The sequence below is a fragment of the Nocardioides sp. genome, assembly GCF_025964975.1.
Lineage (GTDB): Bacteria > Actinomycetota > Actinomycetes > Propionibacteriales > Nocardioidaceae > Nocardioides.
Genome location: NZ_JAOPXV010000058.1, coordinates 1 through 24,786, shown reverse-complemented (window position 1 = coordinate 24,786; position 24,786 = coordinate 1). Strand labels below are relative to the sequence as shown.

The following is a 24,786-nucleotide window of genomic DNA, read 5'->3' as shown; positions in this document are numbered from 1 at the left end:
ACGCCGGTGGTGCGTCGGAGGCGGAGGCTGCGGTGTCCGAGGCGGCGCTGATCTTGTCCGTCAAGCCGTCCCACCCACCGACCCGGTGCAGGCCGATCAACGTCAGCGGGACCAGAGAGGCGACGATGACGAAGAACTGGAGCACCTCGTTGTAGATAGCCGCACTGAGCCCGCCCAAGGTGATGTACGACAACACGACCGCGCCTGCCACGATCAGCGAGACCCAGATCGGCCAGCCGAGGAGGGCACGCACGATGCCCGCCAGGAGCGCAAGGTTGACACCCGCGATCAGCAGCTGCGCGACCGCGAAGCTGATCGCGTTGACGAGGTGCGCCCCGGTGCCGAACCGGCGGAACATGAACTCCGGCACCGAGCGGACCTTGGAGCCGTAGTAGAACGGCATCATCACGACGCCGAGGAAGAGCATCGCCGGGACGGCACCGACCCAGAAGTAGTGGAACGTCGGCAACCCGAGCTGGGCGCCGTTCGCCGACATGCCCATGATCTCGACAGCACCGAGGTTCGCGGAGATGAATGCCAGTCCGGTCACCCAGGCGGGCAACGAGCGCCCGGACAGGAAGAAGTCCATCGAGTCAGAGATCGAGCGTCTCGCCATGACGCCGATACCGAGCACGAACGCGAAGTAGATGCCGACCAACAGGTAGTCGAGCCAGGACGCTTCGATGAGCGTCGCCATGGGGGTGATCGAGTGCACGCAAACCTCCCGAGACGGAGCGAGTGGCCAACAACCTAGACCGGCTCGGGCCGTCGGCGCACCCCCTCCCGGGTGTGCTGGGGCTCAGGCAGGCTCGCCCTGTGCCTGGAGGTCTGCCAGCTCCGACTCCAGCTCCGTGATGCGCGCGGCCTCCTTGTCGGCCTCCTCCTGGAGGGCCTGCTGGGCGACGCGCTTGTCGTCGAGGAAGTCCTGGAGCGACTCGATCTCCGCCTGCGTCTCATCGCGTGCTGCTTCGTCCATGTCCTGCTCCGGGGTGTGATGTGTTGGGGGAATGTCCGGAATCCGAGGCGTCGATCCTAGTGCTGAACGGCTGCCGTCCGTCACACGACTGGGCCGGTCACTCCCACTCGATCGTGCCGGGGGGCTTGGACGTGATGTCGAGGGTGACCCGGTTGATCTCGGCCACCTCGTTGGTGATCCGGGTCGAGATCCTCTCCATCACGTCGTACGGCAGTCGCGCCCAGTCGGCGGTCATCGCATCCTCCGACGTGACCGGCCGCAGGACGACGGGGTGTCCGTAGGTACGACCGTCGCCCTGGACCCCGACGGAGCGGACGTCGGCCAGCAACACGACCGGCATCTGCCAGATGTCGCGGTCGAGCCCGGAGCGGGTCAGCTCCTCCCGAGCGATCGCGTCCGCCTGGCGGAGCAGGTCGAGCCGCTCCCGGGTGACCTCGCCGATGTTCCGGATCCCGAGCCCAGGGCCCGGGAAGGGCTGGCGCCACACCATGGTCGAGGGCAGGCCTAGCTGTTCGCCCACTGCCCGGACCTCGTCCTTGAAGAGCGTGCGCAGCGGCTCGACGAGCTCGAACTGGAGGTCGTCGGGCAGGCCGCCGACGTTGTGGTGCGACTTGATCGTCGACGTCCCCGCCCCACCGCCCGACTCCACGACGTCGGGATACAGCGTCCCCTGCACGAGCCACGCCGTGGCGTCGCCCGCGGCCAGGCCACCGAAGACTCGGACCTCTGCCGCCTCGAAGGTGCGGATGAACTCCCGGCCGATGATCTTGCGCTTCTCCTCCGGGTCGCGGACACCGGCGAGCGCGTCGAGGAACTGGTCGGCTGCGTCGACGACGTCCAGGCCGGAGAAGACCTCCTCGAAGTCCCGCTTCACCTGCTCGGTCTCGCCCTGGCGCATCATTCCGTGGTCGACGTACACACAGGTCAGGCGGTCGCCGATCGCGCGCTGCACGATCGCGGCGGCGACAGCCGAGTCGACCCCGCCGGAGAGCGCGCAGATGGCGCGGCCGGTCTCGCCGATCTGCTCACGGATCTGCGCGACCTGCTCCTCGACGATGTTGACCATCGTCCAGGTCTGCCGGCAGCCGGCGATCTCGTGGAGGAAGTGCTCCAGGACCTGCTGGCCGTGCTCGGAGTGGAGGACCTCGGGGTGCCACTGCACGCCGGCCAGTCCGCGGCCGACGTGCTCGAACGCGGCGACCGGGGTGACGTCGGTCGACGCCAGCACAGTGAAGCCGTCGGGGGCTGCTGCGACCGAGTCGCCGTGCGACATCCAGACCTTGTGCGCCTCGGGGATGCCTGCAAGGAGCGTGCCTGCGGCGGTGACCGTGACCGGCGTACGCCCGTACTCACGCGCTCCGGTGTGCGCGACCTCGCCGCCGAGGCCCTGGGCCATCAGCTGGAAGCCGTAGCACATGCCGAAGACGGGGACACCCGCCGTGAAGACGGTGTTGTCGATGCCGGGGGCGTCGTCGGCGTAGACCGAGGACGGTCCGCCACTGAGGATGATCGCCTTGGGCCGGCGCGCGAGCATCTCGGCGACCGGCATGGAGTGCGGGACGATCTCGGAGTAGACGCGGGCCTCCCGCACCCTCCGGGCGATCAGCTGGGCGTACTGGGCGCCGAAGTCGACCACCAGGACGAGGTCGTGGTCGGCGTGTGGGTTCGTCACGCGCGGAGTCTATCGAGCCCAGTGCCGCCCAGACCCGTCGCATGAGAGCGGTCGTCCGGTGCCACCTGATGGCAGTGGACTATCGCTGTGTGCCCAATCGGTCGGGTCAGCAAATTGCCTAGGGCCCGACCGGGGAGCGACGGCACAGTGTCGGGCCCGGGGCCGACCCCAGAAATTGCCTAGGGCCCGACCGGGGAGGGAGGTTGGTCGGGCCCTAGCGTCCTCGCGTCTGCTGGAGACCGCTGGGACAAGACGGGCCCGGCTGCTGGGAGGGAGCGCATTGCCCGGGTCCGTCACTGGGGCAACGACCCCGATCGCACCGGGTTACGCCTGGCTGAAAGAAACTTCGCGACCTCAGCTGACGCCCACGATGGGCAGCCGCAGGGCGGCCGGGGCCTCGTCGGGGACGACCGGGTTCTTGGGCGGGACCGGGGCGACCTGCTGATAGGCCGAACCGAGGGAGGGGCGGGTGTCGACCTCGTCCTTGTTGGGCCAGAAGGCCATGGCGCGCTCCGCCTGGGCGGTGATCGTCAGGGAAGGGTTGACGCCAAGGTTGGCGGAGATCGTCGACCCGTCCACGACGTGGAGACCGGGGTGGCCGAACATGCGCTGGTAGGGGTCGACGACGCCCGTCCGGGGGCTGTCCCCGATCGTGCAGCCGCCGATGAAGTGCGCGGTGAGGGGTCGCTCGAACGGCTCGCCGACGTTGCCGCCGGGCTCGCCACCGATGACCTTCGCCATGCGGCGTACGGCGTCGTAGGCGACCGGGATGTACGTCGGGTTGGGCAGGCCGTGTCCCTGCTTGCTGGTCATCCGCCAGCCGAAGCGGCCCTTGACCCCCATCGTGGTGATCGAGTTGTCCAGCGTCTGCATGACCAAGGCGATGACGGTGCGCTCCGACCAGTGCTTCATGTCATAGAGGTCCAGCACGTCCCGGCGCTTGGCCCAGAGCTCGCGGCGCCAGGTCTTGAGCCGGTGCTCGCCGACGACCTCGTCGGCGAGCACGGTCTGCATGAGCGCCATCGCGTTGGATCCCTTGCCATAGCGCACGGGTTCGATGTGGGTGTGCTCGTCGGGATGGAACGACGAAGTGATGGCGACACCCTGGGTGTAGTCGACGGACAGGTCGGGCGCGAGGGCGCCGAGGATGGCCTCGGAGTTGGTGCGCGTCAGGACACCGAGCCGGTCCGACACATGGGGCAGGTCGCCCTCGCCCTTGAGCTGGTGGAGCAGCTTCTGGGTGCCGAGCGCCGCCGCCGAGAAGACGACCTGGTCGGCGGTGAAGGTGCGCACCGCCTTGCGACGCGACATCTTCGCCTTGGTCCAGCGGGTCTCGATCGCGTAGCCGCCCTCGGCGCGCGGCCGGACCCGCGTGACCGTGGTGAGGGGGTGTACGACGGCACCGTTGGTCTCCGCGAGGTAGAGGTAGTTCTTCACCAGCGTGTTCTTCGCGTTGTGCCGGCACCCCGTCATGCACTCACCGCAGCCGATGCAGGCGGCACGCTCGGGCCCGGCGCCACCGAAGTAGGGGTCGGCGTGCTTGCGTCCCTGCTTGTCGGCCTGGTCGGCCACATCACCGAAGAACACCCCGACGGGAGTCGGGTGGAACGTGTCCGCGACACCCATCTCCTCGGCGACCTTCTTCATCACCTCGTCCGACGGTGTGTGCCAGGGCGTCTCGACCACGCCGAGCATCCGCTTGGCCTGGTCGTAGTAGGGCTGGAGCTCGGCCTTCCAGTCGGTGATGTGCGCCCACGACGGGTCGCGGTAGAACGCGTCGAGGGGCTCGTAGAGCGTGTTGGCGTAGACCAGCGACCCGCCGCCGACGCCCGCGCCCGCCAGGATCATGCAGTCCTTGACCATGTCGATGCGCTGGATGCCGTACATGCCCAGCGCGGGTGCGAAGAGGAACTTCTTGGCGTCGAAAGACGTCGCCGGGAAGGACGAGTCGTCGAAGCGTGCGCCTGCCTCGAGGACGCCCACGCGGTAGCCCTTCTCGGTCAGCCGAAGAGCCGTGACCGAACCGCCGAAGCCGGACCCGATGACCAGCACGTCGTAGTGCGTGCCCATCAGGCGCGACCCAGCTTCTTCAACAGGCGCAGCTGCGTGGTCATCACCTTGGCATAGGTCTCGTCCGACATCCCGAGCATGGGGGCGAAGCGCACGAGCCGCTGGGTGGCCACGGACTGCGACTCGGTGTAGCGGTGGATCCCCTCGCTGCCCTGCCGCCGGCCCATCCCGGACTGGCGCATGCCTCCCATCGGGGAGTCGATGCTGGCGAACGTCGCCCCGAAGGCCTCGTTGATGTTGACCGTTCCGCACGTGATCTCCCGGGCGATGGCCCGCCCGCGAGCACCGTCCTGGGTGTAGATCGAGGCGTTGAGACCGTACTCGCCGGCGTTGGCGCGTGCGACGGCGTCCGCCTCGTCGTGGAAGCGGTAGAGCGCGACCACCGGCCCGAAGGTCTCGTCGCCGAAGCAGGTCATGTCGGGAGTGACCCCCTCGAGGATCGTCGGCTCGAAGAAGAAGGGTCCGAGGTCAGGACGCGCCCGACCGCCGGCCAGCACGCGGGCGCCCTTGGCGACGGCGTCGTCCACGTGCGCCTGCACGGTCTCGAGCTGGGCCTGCGAGATGAGGCTGCCCATGTCGACGCCCCACTCCATCGAGGAGCCGAGCGTCATGGCCTGGGTGCGGGCGACGAAGCGCTGGACGAAACGGTCGTAGATCTGGTCGGCGACGAACATCCGCTCCACGGAGACGCACAGCTGGCCGGCGTTGGAGAACGCCGCGCGGACCGCGCCCTCGGCTGCCTTCTCCAGGTTGGCGTCACGCAGGATCAGGATGGGGTTCTTCCCGCCGAGCTCCAGCGACGCACCGATCAGCCGGTCGGCGCACTGGGAGGCGATCAGCCTGCCGGTGGCGGTGGAGCCGGTGAAGCAGACGTAGTCGGAGCGCTGGATCATCGGCGTGCCGATCTCGCGACCGGGCCCGGCCACGACGTTCCACACGCCCTCGGGGAAGCCGGCCTCCTCGAGCAGCTGGGCGCCGAGCAGCGCGGAGAGCATCGTCTGCGCATCGGGCTTGGTCACCACGGTGTTCCCCGCCAGGAGTGCGGGCAGCCCGTCGCACAGCGCCATCGTGAAGGGATAGTTCCACGGGGAGATGATCCCGACGACGCCCTTGGGAATCCGGTTGACCTCGACCCGCGTCAGGGCGGGCACGACGCCGATCTTGCGTTGCGGGTCGAGGTGCTCGTGCGCCGTACGCCCGTAGTAGCGAGCGGTCAGCGCGATGTGCATCGGCTCGTCGTAGGCGTGCTTGCGGGCCTTGCCGGACTCCAGCACGATCAGGTCGATGATCTCTTCCTGGCGATCGAGGACCAGGTCGTGCAGCCGGAGCAGCATGGCGGCGCGATCGTCGATCGAGGTACGCGCCCACGTCACCTGAGCACGTCGGGCGCGGGCGTAGGCCTCGGCCACGTCCACGGCGCTCGACTGCGGGATGTGTGCGAGCGGCTGGCCGTTGAGGGGTGACTCGACCGCGACGGTCGCCCCGGTGGTGCTGATGACGCGCCGGGTCAGGTTGGCGACGTAGTCGGGCTCCAGTGCGTAGCTGGCCTTCGGGTCGTGCTCGGGGTCCGCAGGACCGTTGACGAGGTGGCCGGAGGCGGGGGTCTGCTCGCTCATCCTCCGAGGGTAGGGCGCGCGGGGCCCCCCTGCTACTGGCCAGTCACATCGTCCCGACATTTGACACACGACCTTGATTTGTCAAGCGCCGAGGCCCGGCATCAGCCTCGACGCCTGATCGACGCTCAGACGATCTCCGGCGCCCGGACGCGCGCCTCGTCGGCTTCCTGGTCGGTGATCTTCAGCTGCGACTGCTCCTCGGCCTCGACCCGGCGCAGGTAGTGGCCGACCTCCTCGTCGACCCGCGCCGCATCCCAGCCGAGCGCCTCCGCCATCAACAACGCCGCCGGTCGAGCGCTGTGCACCCCGCGGTCGAAGGTCTCGATGGAGATGCGGGTACGCCGGGTCAGCACGTCGTCGAGGTGTCGTGCACCTTCATGGGAGACGGCGTAGACGATCTCGGCCGCCAGGTAGAGCGGAGCCCCCTGGAGGGGCGCCGCCAGCTCCGGTCGTGCGCGGATCAGCTCGAGGACCTCGTCGATCAGCCCGCCGTAGCGGCCGAGGAGGTGGTCGATCATCCCGACCTCGATGCCCGAGGCACGCGAGAGGGCGACCCGCTGGTTGGTACGGGCCTCGTACCCCCAGGCTCCGAGCAGTGCCACGCGCTCAGTGATGCTCGGCGAGGCGGCGCCGAAGTCGCGGATGGCGTGGTCGACCGCGTCCTTGGCCATCACGCGGTAGGTCGTGAGCTTGCCGCCGGCGACCAGGACGAGCCCGGGCACCGGGTTGGCGACCGTGTGCTCGCGCGAGAGCTTGGTCGTCTCGCCCAGCTCGCCCTTGCGGACGACGGGCTTGAGGAGCGGTCGTAGGCCGGCCCAGACCCCGACGACGTCGCGGTGGTCGAGCGGGTCCTTGAGGAGGGCGTTGACGTGCCCGAGGAGATAGTCGATGTCGGTCCGGCTGGCTGCTGGATGGGCCAGGTCGAAGTCCCAGGGGGTGTCGGTGGTGCCGATGATCCAGAAGGCTCCCCACGGGATGACGAAGAGGACCGACTTCTCGGTCTTGGTGATGAAGCCGCACTCCGAGCGGATCCGGTCGCGCGGCACGACGAGGTGGACGCCCTTGCTGGCGCCGACGTCAAGGGTCGCGTCACCCCCGATGAGCTCCTGCACGTGGTCGGTCCAGACACCGGCGGCGTTGATGACGACCTTGGCGCGCACCTCGAGCTCCACGTCGTTCTCGAGGTCGAGCGCGGTGACCCCGACGACCCGGTCGCCCTCCCGGATGAAGCCGGTCAACTTGGTGCGGGTCGCGATCTGGGCACCGTTGTTGGCCGCTGTGCGCGCGACCGTCATCACGAGTCGCGCGTCGTCGACCTGGCAGTCGTAGTACCGGATCGCGCCATGGAGGTCCTCGGTCCTGATGTCGGGGGCCATCCGGGCCAGCTGCTTGCGGAACAGGTGCTTGTGCTTCGGCACACCCATCTCGTACTTGCCGGTCATCGCCATGGCGTCGTACAACGCGACCCCCGCCCCGACGTAGGGCCGTTCCCAGGCGTGCTTGAGCGGGTAGAGGAACGGCACCGGTCGGACCAGGTGCGGCGCCAGCCGGCTGAGCAGCAGTCCGCGCTCCTCCAGGGCTTCCTTGACCAGGGCGAAGTCGAGCATCTCGAGGTAGCGGAGGCCGCCGTGCACCAGCTTGGAGCTGCGCGAGGAGGTGCCGGAGGCCAGGTCTCGCTGCTCGAGCAGACCGACGCTGAGCCCTCTTGTGACGGCGTCGAGGGCCGCTCCGGCGCCGACGATGCCGCCGCCGACCACCAGCACGTCGAGCTGCGAGCCGGTCATCGCGGCAAGGGCGTCGGCGCGGTGCCCGGGGCTGAGTTGGTAGGTCACGCCCCCATCCTCTCAGCCGCTCCGAACCGCGGGCCTAGCATCTCAGGGTGCCCCGCCGTTCTCCGTTGCCCGCCCGTCACGGCCTCGGCGCGGCGTGGGTGCGCACGCCGGACCGACAGGCACGTCCGGGGGCACCCGAGCTTTCCTGGCCGACGATGGCGAACTGGCTCCGGCACAAGCTGCCCGAGCACGTCGACGTGGACGCCCTCGTGTCCGAGGGACGCTTCGTGTACGACGACGGGCGCGCCGTCGGTGATGAGGACCCCTATCTCCCGCACACGTTCGTGTGGTTCCACCGGGACCTGCGCGCCGAGGTGGAGGTGCCCGGGGACCTCGTCGTCGTCCACCGCGACGAGCGCATCCTCGTGGTCGACAAACCCGCGTTCCTCTCGACCATCCCCCGCGGCAAGCACGTGCGCCAGAGCGTTGTGGTCAGGCTGCGGCACGAGCTGGGGCTGCCCGAGCTCTCACCGCTGCACCGCCTGGACCGGGTGACGTCCGGGTTGCTGCTGATGGCCACCGAACGTCGGTGGCGCGGGCCTTACCAGGTGATGTTCGAGCACGGCACCGTCCACAAGACCTACCGTGCCCTGGCCCCCTGGCGCCCCGATCTGACCCTGCCCGTCACCGTCCGCAACCACATCCAGAAGACCCGCGGAACCTGGCAGGCGGAGGTGGTGCCCGACGCACCGGTCAACGCCGAGACCCTGGTCCAGCTGGAATCGCGGATGGGCGACCTTGCGGTCTACCGGTTGACGCCCCGCACCGGACGGACCCACCAGCTGCGTCTCCACCTGAGCGGACTCGGCATCCCGATCGAGGGCGACCCGCTCTATCCCGTCGTGCGCGAGACGTCCATCGACGACTTCTCCCGCCCGCTCCAGCTGCTCGCCAGCGAGCTGGACTTCGTCGACCCGGTCGACGGGACGAGCCGGAACTTCGTCAGCGAGCGTCAGCTTCCACTCATCGCGGCCGGATCGTCGGACGCCGGCGGCGTCAGCCGATGACGACCTCGACGCGCTGGAACTCCTTGATGTCCGTGTAGCCGGTCGTGGCCATCGAGCGACGTAGGGCCCCGATGAGGTTCATCGTTCCGTCGGCCACACGCGAGGGGCCGAAGAGGATCTCGGCCATGGTGCCGACGGGTCCGAACTCGACCCGCTCGCCGCGGGGCAGGTCCGGGTGGTGGGCCTCGCCGCCCCAGTGGAAGCCGCATCCGGGCGCGTCGGTCGCCCGTGCCAGGGGAGAGCCCACCATGACGGCGTCGGCACCGCAGGCAATGGCCTTGGAGATGTCGCCGGAGCGACCGATCGAGCCGTCGGCGATGACGTGGACGTAGCGACCGCCGGACTCGTCGAGGTAGTCGCGACGAGCGGCTGCCACGTCCGCGACCGCGGAGGCCATGGGTACGGCGACGCCGAGCACCGTCCGCGTCGTGTGGGCCGCTCCCCCGCCGAACCCGACGAGCACCCCGGCCGCACCGGTGCGCATCAGGTGCAGCGACGCCTGGTAGGTGGCGCACCCGCCGACGATGACCGGGACGTCGAGCTCGTAGATGAACTCCTTGAGGTTGAGCGGCTCGGCCCGCGAGGAGACGTGCTCGGCACTCACGGTCGTCCCGCGGATGAGGAACATGTCCACCCCGGCGTCAACGACGGCCTTGGCGAACTCCTTGGTGCGCTGCGGGGAGAGCGACCCGGCGACCGTGACGCCCGCCTCCCGCACCTGCTTGAGTCGCTCGGTGATCAGCTCCGCCTTGATGGGCTCGGCATAGATCTGCTGCATCCGCCGGGTGGCGTCGCTCCCCCGGAGCCCAGCCACCTCCTGGAGCAGGTCGGACGGGTCGTCGTACCGCGTCCAGAGGCCCTCGAGGTTGAGCACGCCCAGCCCGCCGAACCTCCCGAAGGCGATGGCCGTGGCCGGGGACATCACCGAGTCCATCGGGGCGCCCATGACGGGGATCTCGAAGCGGTAGGCGTCGATCTGCCAGGCCACGCTGACCTCTTCGGGGTCGCGGGTGCGCCGCGAGGGCACGATCGCGATGTCGTCGAAGGAGTAAGCCCGACGGGCTCGCTTGGCTCGGCCGATCTCGATCTCAGTCACTGACGCAGCCTAACGGGGCGCACGCCGCCGACCGTGGTCAGATGTGCGCATGGACTCAGAGATCACGGCAGGCGGAGCAGTGGTCACCGGCGCGGGCCGCGGGCTCGGCAAGGAGATCGCCCGGCTGCTGGTGGAGCGCGGGCACCTCGTCCTGGTCACCGACGTCGACGAGGCCACCGCGCAGGCCACGGCTGCCGAGCTCGGCGACCGCGCCGTCGCCCGCACCCTCGACGTCCGGGACCACGCCGCGGTCGTGGCGGCCTGCGAGGACGTCGTGGCGCGTGCAGGTCGGCTCGACGTGTGGGTGAACAACGCCGGCGTGATCGTCACCGGGCCCGCCTGGGAGCAGGACGAGCCCACCCGCCGGCTGATGGTCGAGGTCAACGCCCTCGGCACGATCAACGGCACCCTCGCAGCACTCACATCCATGCGTGGTCCGGACGGGACCGGCGGCGGACACGTGATCAACATCGTGTCGCTGGCCGGCCTGAGCGCCGTGGCGGGTGAGGCGGTCTATGCCGCGTCCAAGCACGCTGCCATCGGCTTCAGCCTCAGCACCATGGCGGACCTGCGCGCCGCTGGAATCAGGAACATCGACATCTCGTGCATCTGTCCCGACGGCATCTGGACCCCCATGCTGTACGACAAGCTGGACGACCCGGCGGCGGCGCTGTCCTTCTCCGGCACGCTGCTCCAGCCCGCTGACGTGGTCCAGGCGGTCCGCAAGGTGCTGGACAGGCCGCGCCTCGTGACTGCCGTGCCGCGGGCCCGGGGAGCGCTGGTCCGCTTCGGTGACACCTTCCCGGCGTTCAGCCTGGCCGTGGCGCCGGTGTTCGTGAAGAAGGGACGGCGTACACAGCGCAAGCTGCTGAAGGCCGGGGGAACACGGGCTCCTCAGCGACCGGAGTAGTTGGGCGCCTCGGCGGTCATGGTGACGCCGTGCGGGTGGCTCTCGGTGAGCGAGGCGCTGGTGATCCGGACGAAGCGGCCCTTCTCCTGGAGCTCGGGAACCGTCCGGGCGCCGACGTAGAACATCGACTGGATGAGGCCGCCGACGAGCTGGTGGGCCACGGCGCCGAGGGGTCCGCGGTAGGCGACCTGGCCCTCGATGCCCTCGGGCACGATCTGGTCGTCGCTGGCGACCTCCGCCTGGAAGTAGCGGTCCTTGGAGTAGGACTTCTTGCCCCTGCTGCTCATCGCCGCGAGCGAGCCCATGCCGCGGTAGGACTTGAACTGCTTGCCGTTGACGAACACCAGGTCGCCGGGCGACTCCTCGCAGCCGGCCAGCAGGGAGCCGAGCATCACCGAGTCGGCACCGGCGACGAGCGCCTTGGCGATCTCGCCGGAGTACTTCATGCCGCCGTCGGCGATCACGGGCACCCCGGCCGGCCTGCAGGCCAGCGAGGCTTCGTAGACGGCCGAGACCTGCGGCACGCCGACCCCGGTCACGACGCGGGTGGTGCAGATGGAGCCGGGACCCACGCCGACCTTCACGGCGTCCGCGCCGGCGTCCACGAACGCCTGGGCGCCGTGCCGGGTCGCGACGTTGCCGCCGATGACCTGGACGTGGCGGGTCGCCGGGTCGGACTTGAGCCGCCGCACCATGTCGAGCAGCAGGTGGACGTGACCGTGCGCGGTGTCCGCGACGAGCACGTCGACGCCGGCCTCGACCAGGGTGGTCGCGCGCTCCCAGGCGTCGCCGAAGTAGCCGATGGCCGCGCCCACGAGCAGACGGCCGTCGGCGTCGTACGACGCATGCGGGAACTGTTCGCTCTTGACGAAGTCCTTGACCGTGATCAGCCCGGTGAGGTGACCTCCGCCGTCGACGAGGGGCAGCCGCTCGCGCTTGTGCTGGCGGAGCAGGGCCGTCGCGTCGTCGCGGGAGATGCTCGAGTGGCCGGTGATCAATCCTTCGGCCGTCATCACCTCGTCCACCTTGGTCGTGGCCCACTCGGCGACGGGGGTGAACCGCAGGTCGCGGTTGGTGATGATGCCGATGAGGCGGTTGTCGACGTCGACCACCGGGAGCCCGGAGACCCGGTATTCGCCGCACACGCGGTCGAGGTCCTCGAGGGTCGCGTCAGGACCGATGGTGATGGGGTTGGAGATGATCCCGGTCTGGGTCCGCTTCACCAGGTCGACCTGGTAGGCCTGGTCCTCGATCGACAGGTTGCGGTGGAGCACGCCGAGGCCCCCCTCGCGGGCCATGGCGATGGCCATCCGGGACTCCGTGACGGTGTCCATCGCGGCGCTGACCAGCGGGACCTTGATCGAGATCTCACGCGTGAGGCGGCTGGTGGTGTCGATGTCGCTCGGCGCGAGGTCGGACTCGCCCGGCAGCAGCAGGACGTCGTCGTAGGTGAGGCCCAGCGCAGCGAACTTCTCGGGGATCTCCACCCCCGACAGTCTAACGGTGCGCCCAGACGTGGCACAGTCTGGCCCGTGACAACAGGTCCTGGATGACGTCTGCTGTGCACGCGACTTCGGCCTGCACACACGATTTGCACGCCTGACCTGTGCGGGCGGACCGCTGTGCCGATGAGCTCGCGCACGCGGATCGGCGCCGCCCTGGTGATGATCTCCTTCATCCTGGCCACCGTCTTTGCGTTCGCACCCGCCAACTTCAACACGTCGACCGTCACGTGGCTCCCCGAGTCGGCGGCGGACTCGGGCGCCTTGCAGCTGACCCGTCAGGCGCCTCATCGCATCTCCGTCGAGACGACGTGTGACATGGCGCGAGCGGCCACCCAGCCTTCCTTGCTCAGCACCGGAACCCTTGAGCTGTCCGTCGTCGAGGAGAAGGTGCTCGTCCAGACCGCTCCCCTTGGACCTGTCGCTGAAGTTTCCCTGCCGCCGGGTGACTGCGCCATCCGTGCCTCGTACACCCTCGATACATCTCTGCTCCGACTGTCGGTGGATGACGTCCACGCGAGGTCGAGGTCATTCATTCCTCCGAGGATCGATGGTCTCTACACCTCGGATCCCCGCAGTTGGTTCCCCTTCTGACCGCCGTTGTCGCTGCGAGGCGTGACCGACGACCGGGTGCAGGTCGTCTCGATGACCGGCGAGCCGGTCGTGACCTTCCAGGACGACTCGATCCGGGGGCAACTCGACGGCGGTGGCCACCTGCTCATCGAGGCCCCGGGGAGGGGGACGAGGGCGTCTACTCCTACGACCTGGCGTCGGGCGACTTCCTGCGGCTGAGCACCTCCACCGTGTTCTACGTCCCGCCGGCCCAGGTCGCCCCCGGCTACCTGTTGTGGGCCGAGGCCTACCAGGGAGACCGTGGGTTCGCCCAGACCGTCGCCGAGGCGCCCTGACGGCATCGCCCTGGAATGCGACTGACCCGCCCGGGGAACCCCGGACGGGTCAGTCGGTGGAGCGGGTACGTCGATCAGTGACCGTGACCGTGACCGTGACCAGCCGCAGCGGGCTCGGCCTCTTCGGGCTTGTCGACGATCAGCGTCTCGGTCGTGAGCAGCATGCCCGCGATCGAGGTGGCGTTGACGAGCGCGGAGCGGGTGACCTTGACCGGGTCCAGGACGCCCTGGGCAACGAGGTCGCCGTACTCCTCGGTCGCGGCGTTGTAGCCGTTGCCGACACCGAGCTCGCGGACCTTGGTGGTGACGACGTAGCCGTTCACGCCACCGTTCTCGGCGATCCAGCGAAGGGGCTCGTCGGCGGCCTTGCGCACGACGCGCACGCCGACCGCTTCATCACCGGTGAGACCGAGGTTGTCCTCGAGCACGGAGACCGCGTGAATGAGGGCCGAGCCACCGCCGGGGACGATGCCCTCCTCGATCGCAGCGCGCGTCGCGGAGACGGCGTCCTCGATGCGGTGCTTCTTCTCCTTCAGCTCCACCTCGGTGGCGGCGCCGACCTTGATCACGCAGACACCACCGGCGAGCTTGGCGAGGCGCTCCTGGAGCTTCTCGCGGTCCCAGTCGGAGTCGGAGGACTCGATCTCGGCCTTGATCTGGTTGACGCGGCCCTCGACGGCACTGGAGTCGCCGGCCCCGTCGATGATCGTGGTGTTGTCCTTGGTGATCACGACGCGGCGGGCCTGGCCCAGCACCTCGAGACCGATCTGGTCGAGCTTGAGCCCGACCTCGGGAGCGACGACCTGGCCGCCGGTGAGGACGGCAATGTCCTCCATCATGGCCTTGCGACGGTCACCGAACGCGGGGCTCTTGACCGCCACCGCGTTGAAGGTGCCACGGATCTTGTTCACGACCAGGGTGGAGAGGGCCTCGCCCTCGACGTCCTCGGCGAGGATGAAGAGCGGCTTGCCGGCACCGATGACCTTCTCAAGCAGGGGCAGCAGGTCGCCGATCGCGCCGATCTTGCCCTGGTGCAGCAGGATGTAGGGGTCGTCGAGGACGGACTCCATCCGCTCGGGGTCGGTGACGAAGTAGGCCGAGATGTAGCCCTTGTCGAACTGCATCCCCTCGGTGAACTCGAGCTCGGTGCCCATGGTGTTGGACTCCTCGACCGTGATCACGCCGTCCTTGCCGACCTTGTCGAAGGCCTCCGCGAGCAGGTCGCCGATGTGGCTGTCGCGCGAGGAGATCGTGGCCACCGACGCCATGTCTTCGCGCGACTCGACCTCGCGGGCCGCCTCGCGCAGGGCGTCGCCGACGGCCTCGGCCGCTGCGTCCATGCCCCGCTTGAGTCCCATCGGGTTGGCACCGGCCGCGACGGCGCGCAGGCCCTCGTGGACCATCGCCTGGGCGAGCACGGTCGCGGTGGTCGTACCGTCACCGGCGACGTCGTTGGTCTTGGTCGCGACCTCCTTGCACAGCTGGGCGCCGAGGTTCTCGAACGGGTCGTCGAGCTCGATCTCACGGGCGACGGTGACACCGTCATTGGTGATCGTGGGGGCTCCCCACTTCTTGTCCAGGACGACGTAACGGCCCTTGGGGCCGAGCGTCACCTTGACGGCGTTGGCGAGCGCGTCAACCCCGCGCTCCAGGGCGCGGCGGGCGTTCTCGTCGAATTCGAGGATCTTGGACATTCAGGTGCTCCTTGGGAGTGAATGCAGATGGCCCGTGACGAGCGGTCCCCGAATCGACTGATTCAGGGTCCACCCGTCACGGACCATCAGGAGTTGATCAGGAAACGACGGCGAGGACGTCGCGGGCGGACAGGATGAGGTAGTCGCCACCGGCGTACTTGACCTCGGTGCCGCCGTACTTGCTGTAGATGACCTTGTCGCCCACAGCGACGTCGAGCGGCACGCGGTTTCCGTTGTCGTCGACGCGACCCGGACCGATCGCCAGGACCTCGCCCTCCTGGGGCTTCTCCTTGGCGGTGTCGGGGATGACCAGGCCGGAGGCCGTGGTCTGCTCGGCGTCGAGGGGCTTGACGACGATCCGGTCTTCGAGGGGCTTGATGTTGACCGACACGTGTCGACCTCCACTTTCCACGTTGGGCTTGAACTTGGACCCGAAGGACGGATGTCCTTCGCACGCTTGGGCTTGCCGTGATGTACGCCGTCGCGGGGGTCGCACGTCGTGGCAAGCACTGGCACCCTCATAGCGAGAGTGCCAACTCAGACGTTAGCACTCCACCTGCCCGAGTGCCAGAGTGGCCCGTCCTGAGCCCTGCAACGGGAGGTCAGAGGAAGGCGCCCAGGGCGACCAGCGCCTCGAACGTCTCCGTCTTCGTCCGCTTCTTCTTGCCCTTGCCGATCGTCACCTCGGTCTCCCCCACCAACTCGGTGCGGACCTCGAACTGCCCCGTCGGGCGGTCCTCGGCGACCTCGAAGACGGCTACCTGCGAGTCGTTCTCCGCCGCGATTGCGCCCGGCGGCAGGGCGTCGTTGAAGTCGAAGGTCTTCTGAGGCGCCTGCAGGTCCAGGAGGTACGTCGTGGTGGAGTCCACCACGGTGTAGGTGCCCTCCGGGCCCTTGAACTCCGGTGGCGTCCCGGGCAGCACGTTCACCAGCATCCAGCGGCTCCCCTCGGGCGCCCAGCCGAGACCGGCGGCGTAGGGCCGCGTCGCCGCGGAGGTGATCAGGCAGGTGGTGACGGCCTTGCCCACGTCGCCGGCCCCCGGGCTCCACAGGGGTTCGCCGCACGGCTGGGCTCCTCCGGGGAACCCGAGGTCGTACAGGGGTTGGGCCTTGCCGCGGACGAGGCGGCCGGTGAGGCCGTCCACGACCTGCTCCACGCCTTCGTAGCCCACCTTCAGGCTCAGCTTCTCCGGCACGCCCTTCAGGGCGACGTACTGGCGGCGTGAGACCGGACTGATCTCCTCGTCGTTGATCCACCCCGCCAGGCCCTCCAGCAGGTATTCCTCGTCGTCGGCCACGAGGGTGAACGTCGGGTCGAGCAGGTAGCCGTTCGGTACCCGATCGGTCATCAGGAGGTCCTCGGGCCCACGGAGGGACACCTGCACCCCGATCAGGCTCTTGCCCGGGCCGACCTTCTCGCCGTCCTCGGTCTCGTCGAGCGGTTCGGTCACCGTCACCTGCAGGCTCCCCCACGGGACACGCACCTCAGTGGTGCGACCCACCAGGGCCACGGATCCACTCTCGGAGATGAGCGTCCCGGGCTTGAGCCCACCCTCCTGCTGACGGGACAACAGGATGCCGCCCCCGATCAGCAGGACGGTGACGAGGACGAGGACGACTGGCCAGATGAACTTGCGCACAGACATGACCATGCCACGACTGGGCCACTCCACCGCCGCGGGGCGCGACGAACCCGCCTGACAGGATGCACAAATGGAGGTTTCCACGCTCGTGTGGCTGACGACCGACGCAGGGCGCGCCCTGCTCGAGACAGCGGCGACCATCCACGTGGAGGCCGGTGGTGACCCGGTCCGGGCAGCGACAGCAGTCCGCCGGGTGGAGCCTGACGCCGAACGCGCGGCGGCGGCATCGACGCAGGTGGAGCTGCGCGGACGCGCCGTGGCCAAGTTCGGCGAGCTCGCACCGCACATGTTCTTCACCCCGGACGCACTCGAGCAGGCCACACGACTGCGGGTGGCCGAGCATCGAGCCGCCCGGCTCGTTGCCGCGCAGGTCGGGAGCATCATCGACCTCGGGTGCGGCATCGGCGGCGACCTGATCGCCTTCGCCCGCGCGGGCCTCACGACGGCCGGCGTCGACCTCGACCCGGTGAGGGTCGCCGTCGCCCGAGCCAACCTCGCCGCGCTCGGGCTTCCTGGCGCCGTCGAGGTGGCTGACGTCGAAGCGATCGACACCCAGGCGTTCGGCGCGGCGTTTGCCGACCCAGCACGTCGTGGCGCCCGCGGACGGGTCTTCGACGTCGACGGGTGGACCCCGCCCTGGACCTTCGTCCTGGGACTGTTGGCCGGGCGCGGTGTCGTGAAGGTGGCTCCGGGCATCTCCCACGACGTGATCCCCGACGGCGTGGAGGCCGAGTGGGTGAGTGAGGGTGGAGACGTGAAGGAGGCCGTCCTCTGGGCCCGCGCCCTCGCCACGACGGACCGACGAGCCACTGTGATCGGGACCGGCGGCCTGGCCACGATCACCGACGAGGACGACCCCTACGACGGGCAGCCACGCCCGGTCAGGGAGATGGGCGCGTTCCTCTACGAACCCGACGGGGCGGTCATCCGCGCCGGACTGGTGACCGCCGTCGCGGCTGGGGTCGGGGGCGGGCTGCTCGACGAGCACATCGCCTACGTCACGAGTGACTCACCGTTCCAGACGCCCTTCGCCCGCTCCTACCGCGTCCTGGAGGAGGTCCCCTACCGGGAGAAGCAGCTCAAGGCCGCACTGCGGGACCGAAGTGTGGGCTCGCTGACCATCAAGAAGCGCGGCGTGGAAATCGTGCCCGAGCAGCTGCGCAAGCGCCTCGACCTGCGAGGCGACAACACGACGACGCTCGTCCTCACCCGGGTCGCCGGAGTCGGCAGGGCCTACCTCGTGGAGCCGTTGGCCTAGTTCTGGTTGCAGATTGCGGCGGGGTTGTTCGGGTTCTCACCGGTCCCCGACGCTTCGCAGTGCGGCGGGTCGTAGTCCGGCGCGTTGCTGGCGTCGTGCGGAGAGCCACACACCGGCAGGTCGTTCGCCTCGGTATCGAACGACCCCGGGTAGACGGTGAGGTCGCGGCGACGACATAGGTGTAGTTGAGCGGTGCTTCACCGTTGGCACTGTTGGTGCACAGGCCGGCTCGATGTACGTGCACCCCGAGCCACCCGCCGGCACGTTCACCGTGGTGGGGAACAGCGTCGCGCCAATCTGTCCGTTGACGACCATGCTGGTCAGCGTCACCGTGGTGGCGTAGTCGCTGCTGAAGCGGAAGGTGAAGCGGTAAAACTTTGGGTTGCCCGGGTGCTTGCAGGCGTTGCCCTGCTGCGTGACGATCAGCGGGGGCGGCGTGGAAGCAAACGCAGGAGCAGCCGCGACGACCGACGCGGCAGGCACTGACCAGGCAATCCCTCGCGTGAGGGTGCGGCGGGCGATCCCGGCCCCTGCAGGCCGTTCCGTGCGTCGACGAACGGCTTTGCTGACCATGTCGGGCTCCCCGGTCCCTGTAGTTGCATCGACCCTGGGAGCCGGGGCCCCACTGCCATCACCAGTGTCAGGATCACCAGACAGGGCTTGCACCGTCGTGTAGGGACGTCGACCTCAGGTGGCGGCTGGCTAACAGCCCTCGCGCTCGAGTCCCGCGACAGGCACCGGCAGCGAGCCGGGGGTCGCTGTCCGCCCCAGTAGCACCTCGACCAGCACCGACATCGCGCCCGCGGTGTCACCAAAGGTGGCGATCTTCACCGGTGCCTGCAAGGTCCCCAGGACGTACGGGGTGTCGGTCGCGATGGCGATCTCGCCGTCGTGTGCGAGGTCCTGATAGCCGGTGAAGCCGATGTTGGTGCCCGCGGCCAGGCGTGACTCCTCGGCCGCGAGGAAGCGACTCAGCTCTGACCCGCGGCGGCGTTCGCGCACCTCCCACGCCTGCACGCGACGCCGGAAGGCCTTGACCTTCTCCTTCTTCTGCCGCCGGGGCGCGGGCTCGGGCGTCGAGAGGGCCCGCGGCGTCGCCTGCCGGAACAGCACCACCAGTCCCGCTGCCTGGGCAGCGCTCGCGAAGTTGGTCACGGCCACGGGGTCCCCGACCGGAGTGACCGCCCTCCCGACCAGCCGGGCGCCGCAGTCCCCAGCCACCATCGTGACGGCAGCCGCACTGAGCGCCCTGGAGGCGGCGCGACCCGAGCCAGGCGGTCGCCCGCGGCGTTGTTCGGGCGTGCCTGCGTAGTGGGTCAGCAGCGCGATCTGCCGCGCGGCCGCCTGTTCCAGGCGCTCGCGCCTGAGCGTCCCGGCTCGCACGGCTGCCACGATCGCGGCGCGCGCCACCGCCGGTGAGGGCGGCATGAGCAGGACGTCGTTGCCGGCTCGCAGTGCCTGCACAGCCGAGCGCGCTGCGTCGTACCTCGCCCGCACCCCCGCCATCGAGAGGGAGTCGGTCACGACGAGACCTTCGAAGCCGAGGTCCTCGCGCAGCACCCCCGTCACCAGCTCCTTCGACATCGACGCCGGGACCCGCGGGTCGATGGAGCGTACGTCGATGTGGCCCGCCATGATCGCTGGCACTCCTACGTCGACGGCTGCCGCGAACGGAGCGAGGTCACGAGCCGTCAGCTGCTTGCGCGTGCGGGTCTGCACCGGCAGCGTCAGGTGGCTGTCCTGCGGCACGGAGCCGTGGCCGGGGAAGTGCTTGAGGACCGGGACCAGCGCCGAGGCGGTGTATCCGTCGACGGCCGCGCCCACCCGGTCGATCACGGTCCGGGGGTCCGAACCGGCTGAGCGAGACCCGATGGTGGGGTCGTCGGGACCCGTCGTGACATCGGCGTCGGGAGCGAAGACGACGTCGAAGCCAAGACCTCGCAGCTCGGCGCCGCTCGCCCGGGCCGCCTGCTTCGTCACGCTCAGCCTGCCTGCAGCCCCCGCACTCATGAACGTCGGGAAGCGCGTCGCGTCGCCCTTGATGCGCTCGACGACCCCGCCTTCCTGGTCCACGGCGATGAAGAGGGGCCACTTGCGGCGTACGGCGCCAGCAAGCCGTGCGTTGACGTCACGGATCTGAGCCGTCGACGTGACGTTGTCGGAGAAGGCGATGACGCCGCCGAGGTGCAGGCTCCGGACCATGTCGACGGGGGCCGACGTGCCCTGCCACTCGGCGATGATCACCTGTCCGGCCAGCTCGGGCAGCGGCATCGAGTCGACGAGCCGCGCCGCCCGTTCGAGCTCCGACGTCGTAGGTCCCCAACCCGCCACCAACCCGAGCTTCTCCGCCGGCGTCGGGGGCGTCGTGAACCTCTCGGTGGCCGCCGGGGACTCGTCCGGGGACGGAGCGGGGGACTCGGGGGCGCTGCTGCAGCCGGAGCCAACGAGGCTCAGCGCGACCAAGACCCAGACCACCCGACGCATCACAGCAGTCTCGCATCCGGCCCTGAGGCGGGCCTCAGCCGAGGTTGTCCCGCTCGGCGCCGATGGTGGTGTCCGGGCCATGGCCCGTGTGCACCACGGTCTCGTCGGGCAGCCGCAAGAGGTGGGTGCGGATGGAGTCCTTGATCTGGTGCTCGTCGCTGAACGAGCGCCCGGTCGCCCCGGGTCCGCCCTGGAAGAGGGTATCGCCGGTGAAGACGCATCCGAGGTCGTGGACGTAGAGGCAGACCCCTCCGGGGGCGTGGCCGGGCGTGTGCAGCACCTTGAGCGCCGCTCCGGCGACCTTGATGGTCTGGCCGTCCGCCAGGTCGGCGTCCCAGAGCTCGTCGGGATGCGTAAGCTCCCACAACGGCCGGTCGTCGGGGTGCAGCAGGATCGGGGCGCCGGTGGCTTCCCGCAACGCGGGCGCGACCCGCACGTGGTCGTCGTGCGCGTGGGTGCAGATGATCGCCTTGACGTTGCGGCCGGCCACGACGGCCAGGATGTCGTCGACGGAGTGAGGGGCGTCGATCACGATGCACTCCTCGTCGTCCCCCACGACCCACAGGTTGTTGTCCACCTGGTGCGTCTCACCGTCGAGGCTGAACGTGCCGCTGATCTGGACGTGGTCGATGCGCGCAGTCATGCGACAAGTCTAAGGTTTCGGCCGCCGAAGCCTCAGCCCCAGTGTCTGGCGAGCCACGCCAGGTCGTCGGCGACGTCGTTGCGGAGGGCGGTGTATTCCGCGTTGAAGGGGGTCCGCGCGTGGTACATGACGTTGGTCGGGTCGACCACGTTGACCAAGGTCCCGCTCGCTCGGCTGAAGAAGTCGTTGTGGTCGACCATCCTGAGCTCCTCGTTCCAACGCACGGTCTGGATCGAGGCGGTGCGGGCGAGGTGGGCCTGGGCGACCTCGTAACGGACCGGCAACCCGCTACCTCGAGGCGAACCCGGACGTTGACATCGTGGGCTTCACCGTGGTCGAGCTGCCGCGTTGGTACGTCATCGACTTCGGTCCGGATGCACTGTTCGCCGGCGCTGAGACTCGAGCAGGCTCCGCGCACGATCAGGATCCATCACGGGCCTCGGGCTCGAACACCACCACGGAGCGCAGCACGCCGCCCTCGTGCATCTTGGCGAACGCGGCCTCGACGTCGTCCAGGCCGATCTCCTCGCTGACGAACGCATCGAGGTCGAGCCGGCCCTGCTGATAGAGGTCGACGAGCATCGGGAAGTCGCGCGAGGGCAGGCAGTCGCCGTACCAGCTCGACTTCAGCGCCCCACCCCGACCAAAGACGTCGATGAGCGGGATGTCGGGGATCTTCATGTCCGGCGTCGGCACTCCGACCAGGACGACCGTGCCGGCGAGGTCACGGGCGTAGAACGCCTGCTTCCAGGTCTCGGGACGGCCCACGGCGTCGATCACCACGTCGGCACCGTTGCCGTCGGTCAGCGCCTGGATCGCGGCCACCGGCTCGGTGTCGGAGGAGTTGATGGTGTCGGTGGCGCCCATCTTCTTCGCCCACTCGAGCTTCGTGTCGTCGATGTCGACGGCGATGACCTTGGAGGCTCCTGCAAGCACGGAGCCGGCGATCGCGGCCATGCCCACTCCGCCACAGCCGATCACGGCCACGGACTTGCCGCGACTGACGTTGCCGGTGTTGATGGCGGCCCCGAGACCCGCCATGACGCCGCACCCGAGCAGACCGACGGCCGCGGCCCGGGCGGACGGATCGACCTTGGTGCACTGACCGGCGGCGACGAGCGTCTTCTCGGCGAAGGCGCCGATGCCCAGCGCCGGGGACAGCTCGGTGCCGTCCGCGAGCGTCATCTTCTGGGTGGCGTTGTGGGTGGCGAAGCAGTACCACGGCTCACCGCGCTGACAGGCCCGGCAGCTGCCACAGACAGCACGCCAGTTGAGTACGACGAAGTCCCCGGCCTCGAGTCCGGTGACACCGGCGCCCACTGACTCCACGACCCCGGCCGCCTCGTGTCCGAGCAGGAAGGGGAAGTCGTCGTTGATGCCGCCCTCGCGGTAGTGGAGGTCGGTGTGACAGACCCCGCAGGCCTGCACCTTCACCACGGCTTCGCCCGGGCCCGGGTCGGGCACGTTGATCGTCTCGATCGTGACCGGCTGCCCCTTGCCGTGGGCCACCACGGCCTTCACCTGCTGCATGCGTGACTCCTTCGTCGGACGACCACCGCGCTCAGACAAGCAGCGGTGGGTGTGCAGGAGCAATCATGCTGGTCAGCTGGTGAACTCCCAGGTGGCCAGCACGCTCTGGACGATCTCGTCACGCTCGACCTTCGGCTCGCCGTTGGCGAAGTTGAACTGGAGCTCCAGCGACTCGCCGTTCCACAGCGTCGAGAACAGGACGACGTATTCATCGGCGTACACCTTGCCCTCGAGGTGGGAGGCAACATGCCCGTCGACCGTGACGTCCGCACGGCGCTTCAGCTTGAAGTCCCAAGTCCTCCTCGTGGCGTTCTCCCGGGTCAGCTCGTCGATCGACCGGTTGATCTGCGGGAAGCGGAACAGCGTCATGAACGTGAGGGGATCCTCCGGGTCGTGGCCCGCCACCTGCATCAGGAGCTGTGAGTCGGCCTCCCAGTGCCCCGGGATCCTGAGCTGCGACCCCTGGACCGCGAGCAGTGTCCCGGTGGCGGGGGCGACCTCCTCAACAGCGCTCTGCGCCTCACTGGGCGAGGACGTCGTCGCCGAGGAGGGAGTCCCCGTCGGCTCCTCTGATGCTCGGTCTGCCGAGGTCGAGCACCCCGGCAGCGCGAAGGTGATCAGCACAAGGCTCACCCATCTGATCCAGTGGTTCATGACGCATTCTCCCGAGGTGTACGACGTGGCCGTTGGATGCCCCAGACTAGGGCCGGACCGACGACGTGTTTAGCGCAGGCCAGGGTGGGAAAGAACGCTCCGGCAACCCGTGTCGGGTTGCTCACACTCTGTCCACCACATTCATGGAGCCAAGGGGAGGCACCAACAATGGTTCTACTTTCCGATGTCGGCGGGTTGACTGGGGTCAGGAACACGCTGAGCTCCATCCTGGTCCCGGCCGGAGTGATCGAAAAGATCGTGAAGATCCTGCAGGAGGAGTCGGACTCCCTCTCCGAACGATCGTTCCCTCCCGTCCCCGCAGCGGCCTTCGGGACGCGCTTCAGTGGTGAGAATCTCGGCACGCACACCGACAAGGCGCACGCGCGCCTGAACAACGCCGTGCTCGAAGCCGTGGCCAGCCTGCAGATCACCACGGAGGCCATGGACAAGTTCGACCGGGAGCTCGAGGAATCAGACGCCAACTCGCACGCTGCGAGCACGGCGCTCCTCCGCAGCACCGAACGCGCCCGAGACAACATGGACGACAACCGCAACACCCCACCACCCCAGCAGCCGAACGGGAGCGACCAGTGACGACGAGCCGCTTCTACCGGGACAAGCTCACACAGGTTGCGGACACCGCCCGCCACGACACGATCGACAACTCCGTGGGCGAGTGGCGCAAGGCCTCCGAGCTGATGATCAGCGTGTCGGAGAAGATCCGTTCGAAGGCACTCGAGGTCCAGCCCGACGTCGAGGGAAATGCCGCTGACGCGATGGTGGCAAACGTCACGGCGATCGGCGACAAGCTCGAGGCCGACGCCCTGCGGATGCTGGAGGGCTCGAAGGCCCTCGACACCGCCGCTGCGGCCGTCCAGGCCGCGGTGCAGACCCACAACTCCATCTACATCTCCGGCGGGTTCAACGCGATGCCCACCAAGCCGGAGGGCGCGCTGCCCGGCGCTCCTCCGACCCCGGAGCAGACGACGGCGCTGGCCACCTACAACGCCAACGTCGCGCAGTACGAAGCGAACGAGGCCGCCCTCGAGGAGAAGGCCAAGCTGGCGCTCCAGAAGCTGGACCAGGACTACGCCGAAGCCGCGCAGGTGATGGCGGACATCCACGGCGAGAAGCCTCCGGAGGAGCCGTCCGGGCCCAACACTCCGTCCCAGGGACCGGGCGCGAGCATGCCGCCCACCATCCCCGGCACCCCTGGTGGGCCCGTCGACGACCCTGGTGTGAAGAACCCCCATCCCCCGACGCCCACCCCCACCCCCACGCCGACCCCCAC

21 protein-coding genes and 2 pseudogenes are annotated in these 24,786 nt (G+C 69.1%); 7 read left to right on the top strand and 16 right to left on the bottom strand.

Annotated features, from left to right (window positions below; genetic code table 11):
- The 6 genes and pseudogenes from JWN68_RS04465 to JWN68_RS04440 form a co-directional block, all read right to left on the bottom strand.
- Window positions 1-697: pseudogene (locus tag JWN68_RS04465) on the bottom strand (Na+/galactose cotransporter); the annotation flags it as partial.
- Between the two features lie 102 nt (window positions 698-799).
- Window positions 800-976 (bottom strand): hypothetical protein, encoded by a 177-nt coding sequence (locus tag JWN68_RS04460; protein WP_297735277.1) that lies wholly within the window; start codon window positions 974-976, stop codon window positions 800-802.
- A 97-nt stretch (window positions 977-1,073) separates the two neighbouring features.
- A complete protein-coding gene (gene guaA / locus JWN68_RS04455) occupies window positions 1,074-2,648 on the bottom strand; it encodes a glutamine-hydrolyzing GMP synthase (protein WP_297735274.1) in 1,575 nt (524 codons plus the stop codon).
- A gap of 354 nt (window positions 2,649-3,002) precedes the next feature.
- On the bottom strand, window positions 3,003-4,718 hold the full coding sequence (locus JWN68_RS04450; protein WP_297735271.1) for a GMC family oxidoreductase: 1,716 nt from the start codon (window positions 4,716-4,718) through the stop codon (window positions 3,003-3,005).
- Complete coding sequence (locus tag JWN68_RS04445) at window positions 4,718-6,334, bottom strand: succinic semialdehyde dehydrogenase (RefSeq protein WP_297735268.1); 1,617 nt, start codon at window positions 6,332-6,334, stop codon at window positions 4,718-4,720. The genes JWN68_RS04450 and JWN68_RS04445 overlap by 1 nt, the downstream gene beginning before the upstream one ends.
- A gap of 125 nt (window positions 6,335-6,459) precedes the next feature.
- Window positions 6,460-8,118 carry a glycerol-3-phosphate dehydrogenase/oxidase gene (locus tag JWN68_RS04440; RefSeq protein ID WP_297735283.1) on the bottom strand — a complete coding sequence of 553 codons (1,659 nt, stop codon included), beginning with the start codon at window positions 8,116-8,118 and terminating at the stop codon, window positions 6,460-6,462.
- Between the two features lie 95 nt (window positions 8,119-8,213).
- Here JWN68_RS04440 and JWN68_RS04435 point away from each other — a divergent pair, with 95 nt between their 5' ends.
- Window positions 8,214-9,173 (top strand): pseudouridine synthase, encoded by a 960-nt coding sequence (locus JWN68_RS04435; RefSeq protein WP_366519740.1) that lies wholly within the window; start codon window positions 8,214-8,216, stop codon window positions 9,171-9,173.
- Here the strand turns inward: JWN68_RS04435 and JWN68_RS04430 are convergent.
- The gene (locus JWN68_RS04430; RefSeq protein WP_297735264.1) at window positions 9,163-10,269 is read right to left on the bottom strand and encodes a GuaB3 family IMP dehydrogenase-related protein; all 1,107 of its coding nucleotides are present in this window, start codon (window positions 10,267-10,269) and stop codon (window positions 9,163-9,165) included. The two genes, JWN68_RS04435 and JWN68_RS04430, sit on opposite strands and share 11 nt — an antisense overlap.
- A 49-nt stretch (window positions 10,270-10,318) precedes the next feature.
- Here JWN68_RS04430 and JWN68_RS04425 point away from each other — a divergent pair, with 49 nt between their 5' ends.
- Window positions 10,319-11,179, top strand: a complete 861-nt coding sequence (locus JWN68_RS04425; RefSeq protein ID WP_297735261.1) for an SDR family oxidoreductase — start codon at window positions 10,319-10,321, stop codon at window positions 11,177-11,179.
- Here JWN68_RS04425 and guaB read toward each other — a convergent pair.
- On the bottom strand, window positions 11,164-12,666 hold the full coding sequence (gene guaB, locus JWN68_RS04420) for an IMP dehydrogenase (RefSeq protein ID WP_297735258.1): 1,503 nt from the start codon (window positions 12,664-12,666) through the stop codon (window positions 11,164-11,166). The two genes, JWN68_RS04425 and guaB, sit on opposite strands and share 16 nt — an antisense overlap.
- 141 nt (window positions 12,667-12,807) lie before the next feature.
- Here guaB and JWN68_RS04415 point away from each other — a divergent pair, with 141 nt between their 5' ends.
- Both JWN68_RS04415 and JWN68_RS04410 read left to right on the top strand, forming a co-directional pair.
- Entirely contained in the window at window positions 12,808-13,275 is a 468-nt protein-coding gene (locus tag JWN68_RS04415) for a hypothetical protein (protein ID WP_297735256.1), read from the top strand.
- Between the two features lie 21 nt (window positions 13,276-13,296).
- Window positions 13,297-13,473, top strand: a complete 177-nt coding sequence (locus JWN68_RS04410; protein ID WP_297735254.1) for a hypothetical protein — start codon at window positions 13,297-13,299, stop codon at window positions 13,471-13,473.
- A 190-nt stretch (window positions 13,474-13,663) separates the two neighbouring features.
- Here the strand turns inward: JWN68_RS04410 and groL are convergent, their stop codons facing one another.
- The 3 genes from groL to JWN68_RS04395 all read right to left on the bottom strand — a co-directional run bounded on the left by groL (window position 13,664) and on the right by JWN68_RS04395 (window position 16,923).
- Window positions 13,664-15,283, bottom strand: coding sequence for a chaperonin GroEL (gene groL / locus JWN68_RS04405; protein WP_297735251.1), 1,620 nt, complete (start codon window positions 15,281-15,283; stop codon window positions 13,664-13,666).
- Window positions 15,284-15,380: 97 nt separating this feature from the next.
- A complete protein-coding gene (gene groES, locus JWN68_RS04400) occupies window positions 15,381-15,674 on the bottom strand; it encodes a co-chaperone GroES (RefSeq protein WP_297735248.1) in 294 nt (97 codons plus the stop codon).
- A 211-nt stretch (window positions 15,675-15,885) separates the two neighbouring features.
- A complete protein-coding gene (locus JWN68_RS04395) occupies window positions 15,886-16,923 on the bottom strand; it encodes a hypothetical protein (protein WP_297735246.1) in 1,038 nt (345 codons plus the stop codon).
- Between the two features lie 73 nt (window positions 16,924-16,996).
- Here JWN68_RS04395 and JWN68_RS04390 point away from each other — a divergent pair, with 73 nt between their 5' ends.
- Window positions 16,997-18,184, top strand: a complete 1,188-nt coding sequence (locus tag JWN68_RS04390; RefSeq protein WP_297735243.1) for a methyltransferase domain-containing protein — start codon at window positions 16,997-16,999, stop codon at window positions 18,182-18,184.
- Between the two features lie 702 nt (window positions 18,185-18,886).
- Here JWN68_RS04390 and JWN68_RS04385 read toward each other — a convergent pair.
- The 5 genes from JWN68_RS04385 to JWN68_RS04365 all read right to left on the bottom strand — a co-directional run bounded on the left by JWN68_RS04385 (window position 18,887) and on the right by JWN68_RS04365 (window position 23,495).
- Window positions 18,887-20,668, bottom strand: a complete 1,782-nt coding sequence (locus JWN68_RS04385; RefSeq protein WP_297735240.1) for a glycoside hydrolase family 3 N-terminal domain-containing protein — start codon at window positions 20,666-20,668, stop codon at window positions 18,887-18,889.
- Window positions 20,669-20,702: 34 nt separating this feature from the next.
- Window positions 20,703-21,311: an MBL fold metallo-hydrolase gene (locus JWN68_RS04380; RefSeq protein ID WP_297735237.1), complete on the bottom strand. Its 609-nt coding sequence runs from the start codon at window positions 21,309-21,311 to the stop codon at window positions 20,703-20,705.
- Window positions 21,312-21,343: 32 nt separating this feature from the next.
- The gene (locus JWN68_RS04375) at window positions 21,344-21,595 is read right to left on the bottom strand and encodes a hypothetical protein (RefSeq protein ID WP_297735234.1); all 252 of its coding nucleotides are present in this window, start codon (window positions 21,593-21,595) and stop codon (window positions 21,344-21,346) included.
- Between the two features lie 136 nt (window positions 21,596-21,731).
- Window positions 21,732-22,841 (bottom strand): S-(hydroxymethyl)mycothiol dehydrogenase, encoded by a 1,110-nt coding sequence (locus tag JWN68_RS04370; RefSeq protein ID WP_297735231.1) that lies wholly within the window; start codon window positions 22,839-22,841, stop codon window positions 21,732-21,734.
- A 72-nt stretch (window positions 22,842-22,913) separates the two neighbouring features.
- Complete coding sequence (locus tag JWN68_RS04365) at window positions 22,914-23,495, bottom strand: hypothetical protein (protein ID WP_297735229.1); 582 nt, start codon at window positions 23,493-23,495, stop codon at window positions 22,914-22,916.
- 168 nt (window positions 23,496-23,663) lie between these two features.
- Between JWN68_RS04365 and JWN68_RS04360 the strand changes: the two genes are divergently transcribed.
- Both JWN68_RS04360 and JWN68_RS04355 read left to right on the top strand, forming a co-directional pair.
- Window positions 23,664-24,089: a hypothetical protein gene (locus tag JWN68_RS04360; protein WP_297735226.1), complete on the top strand. Its 426-nt coding sequence runs from the start codon at window positions 23,664-23,666 to the stop codon at window positions 24,087-24,089.
- Window positions 24,086-24,786, top strand: a pseudogene (locus JWN68_RS04355) (hypothetical protein); the annotation flags it as partial. The gene JWN68_RS04360 and the pseudogene JWN68_RS04355, both read left to right, overlap by 4 nt.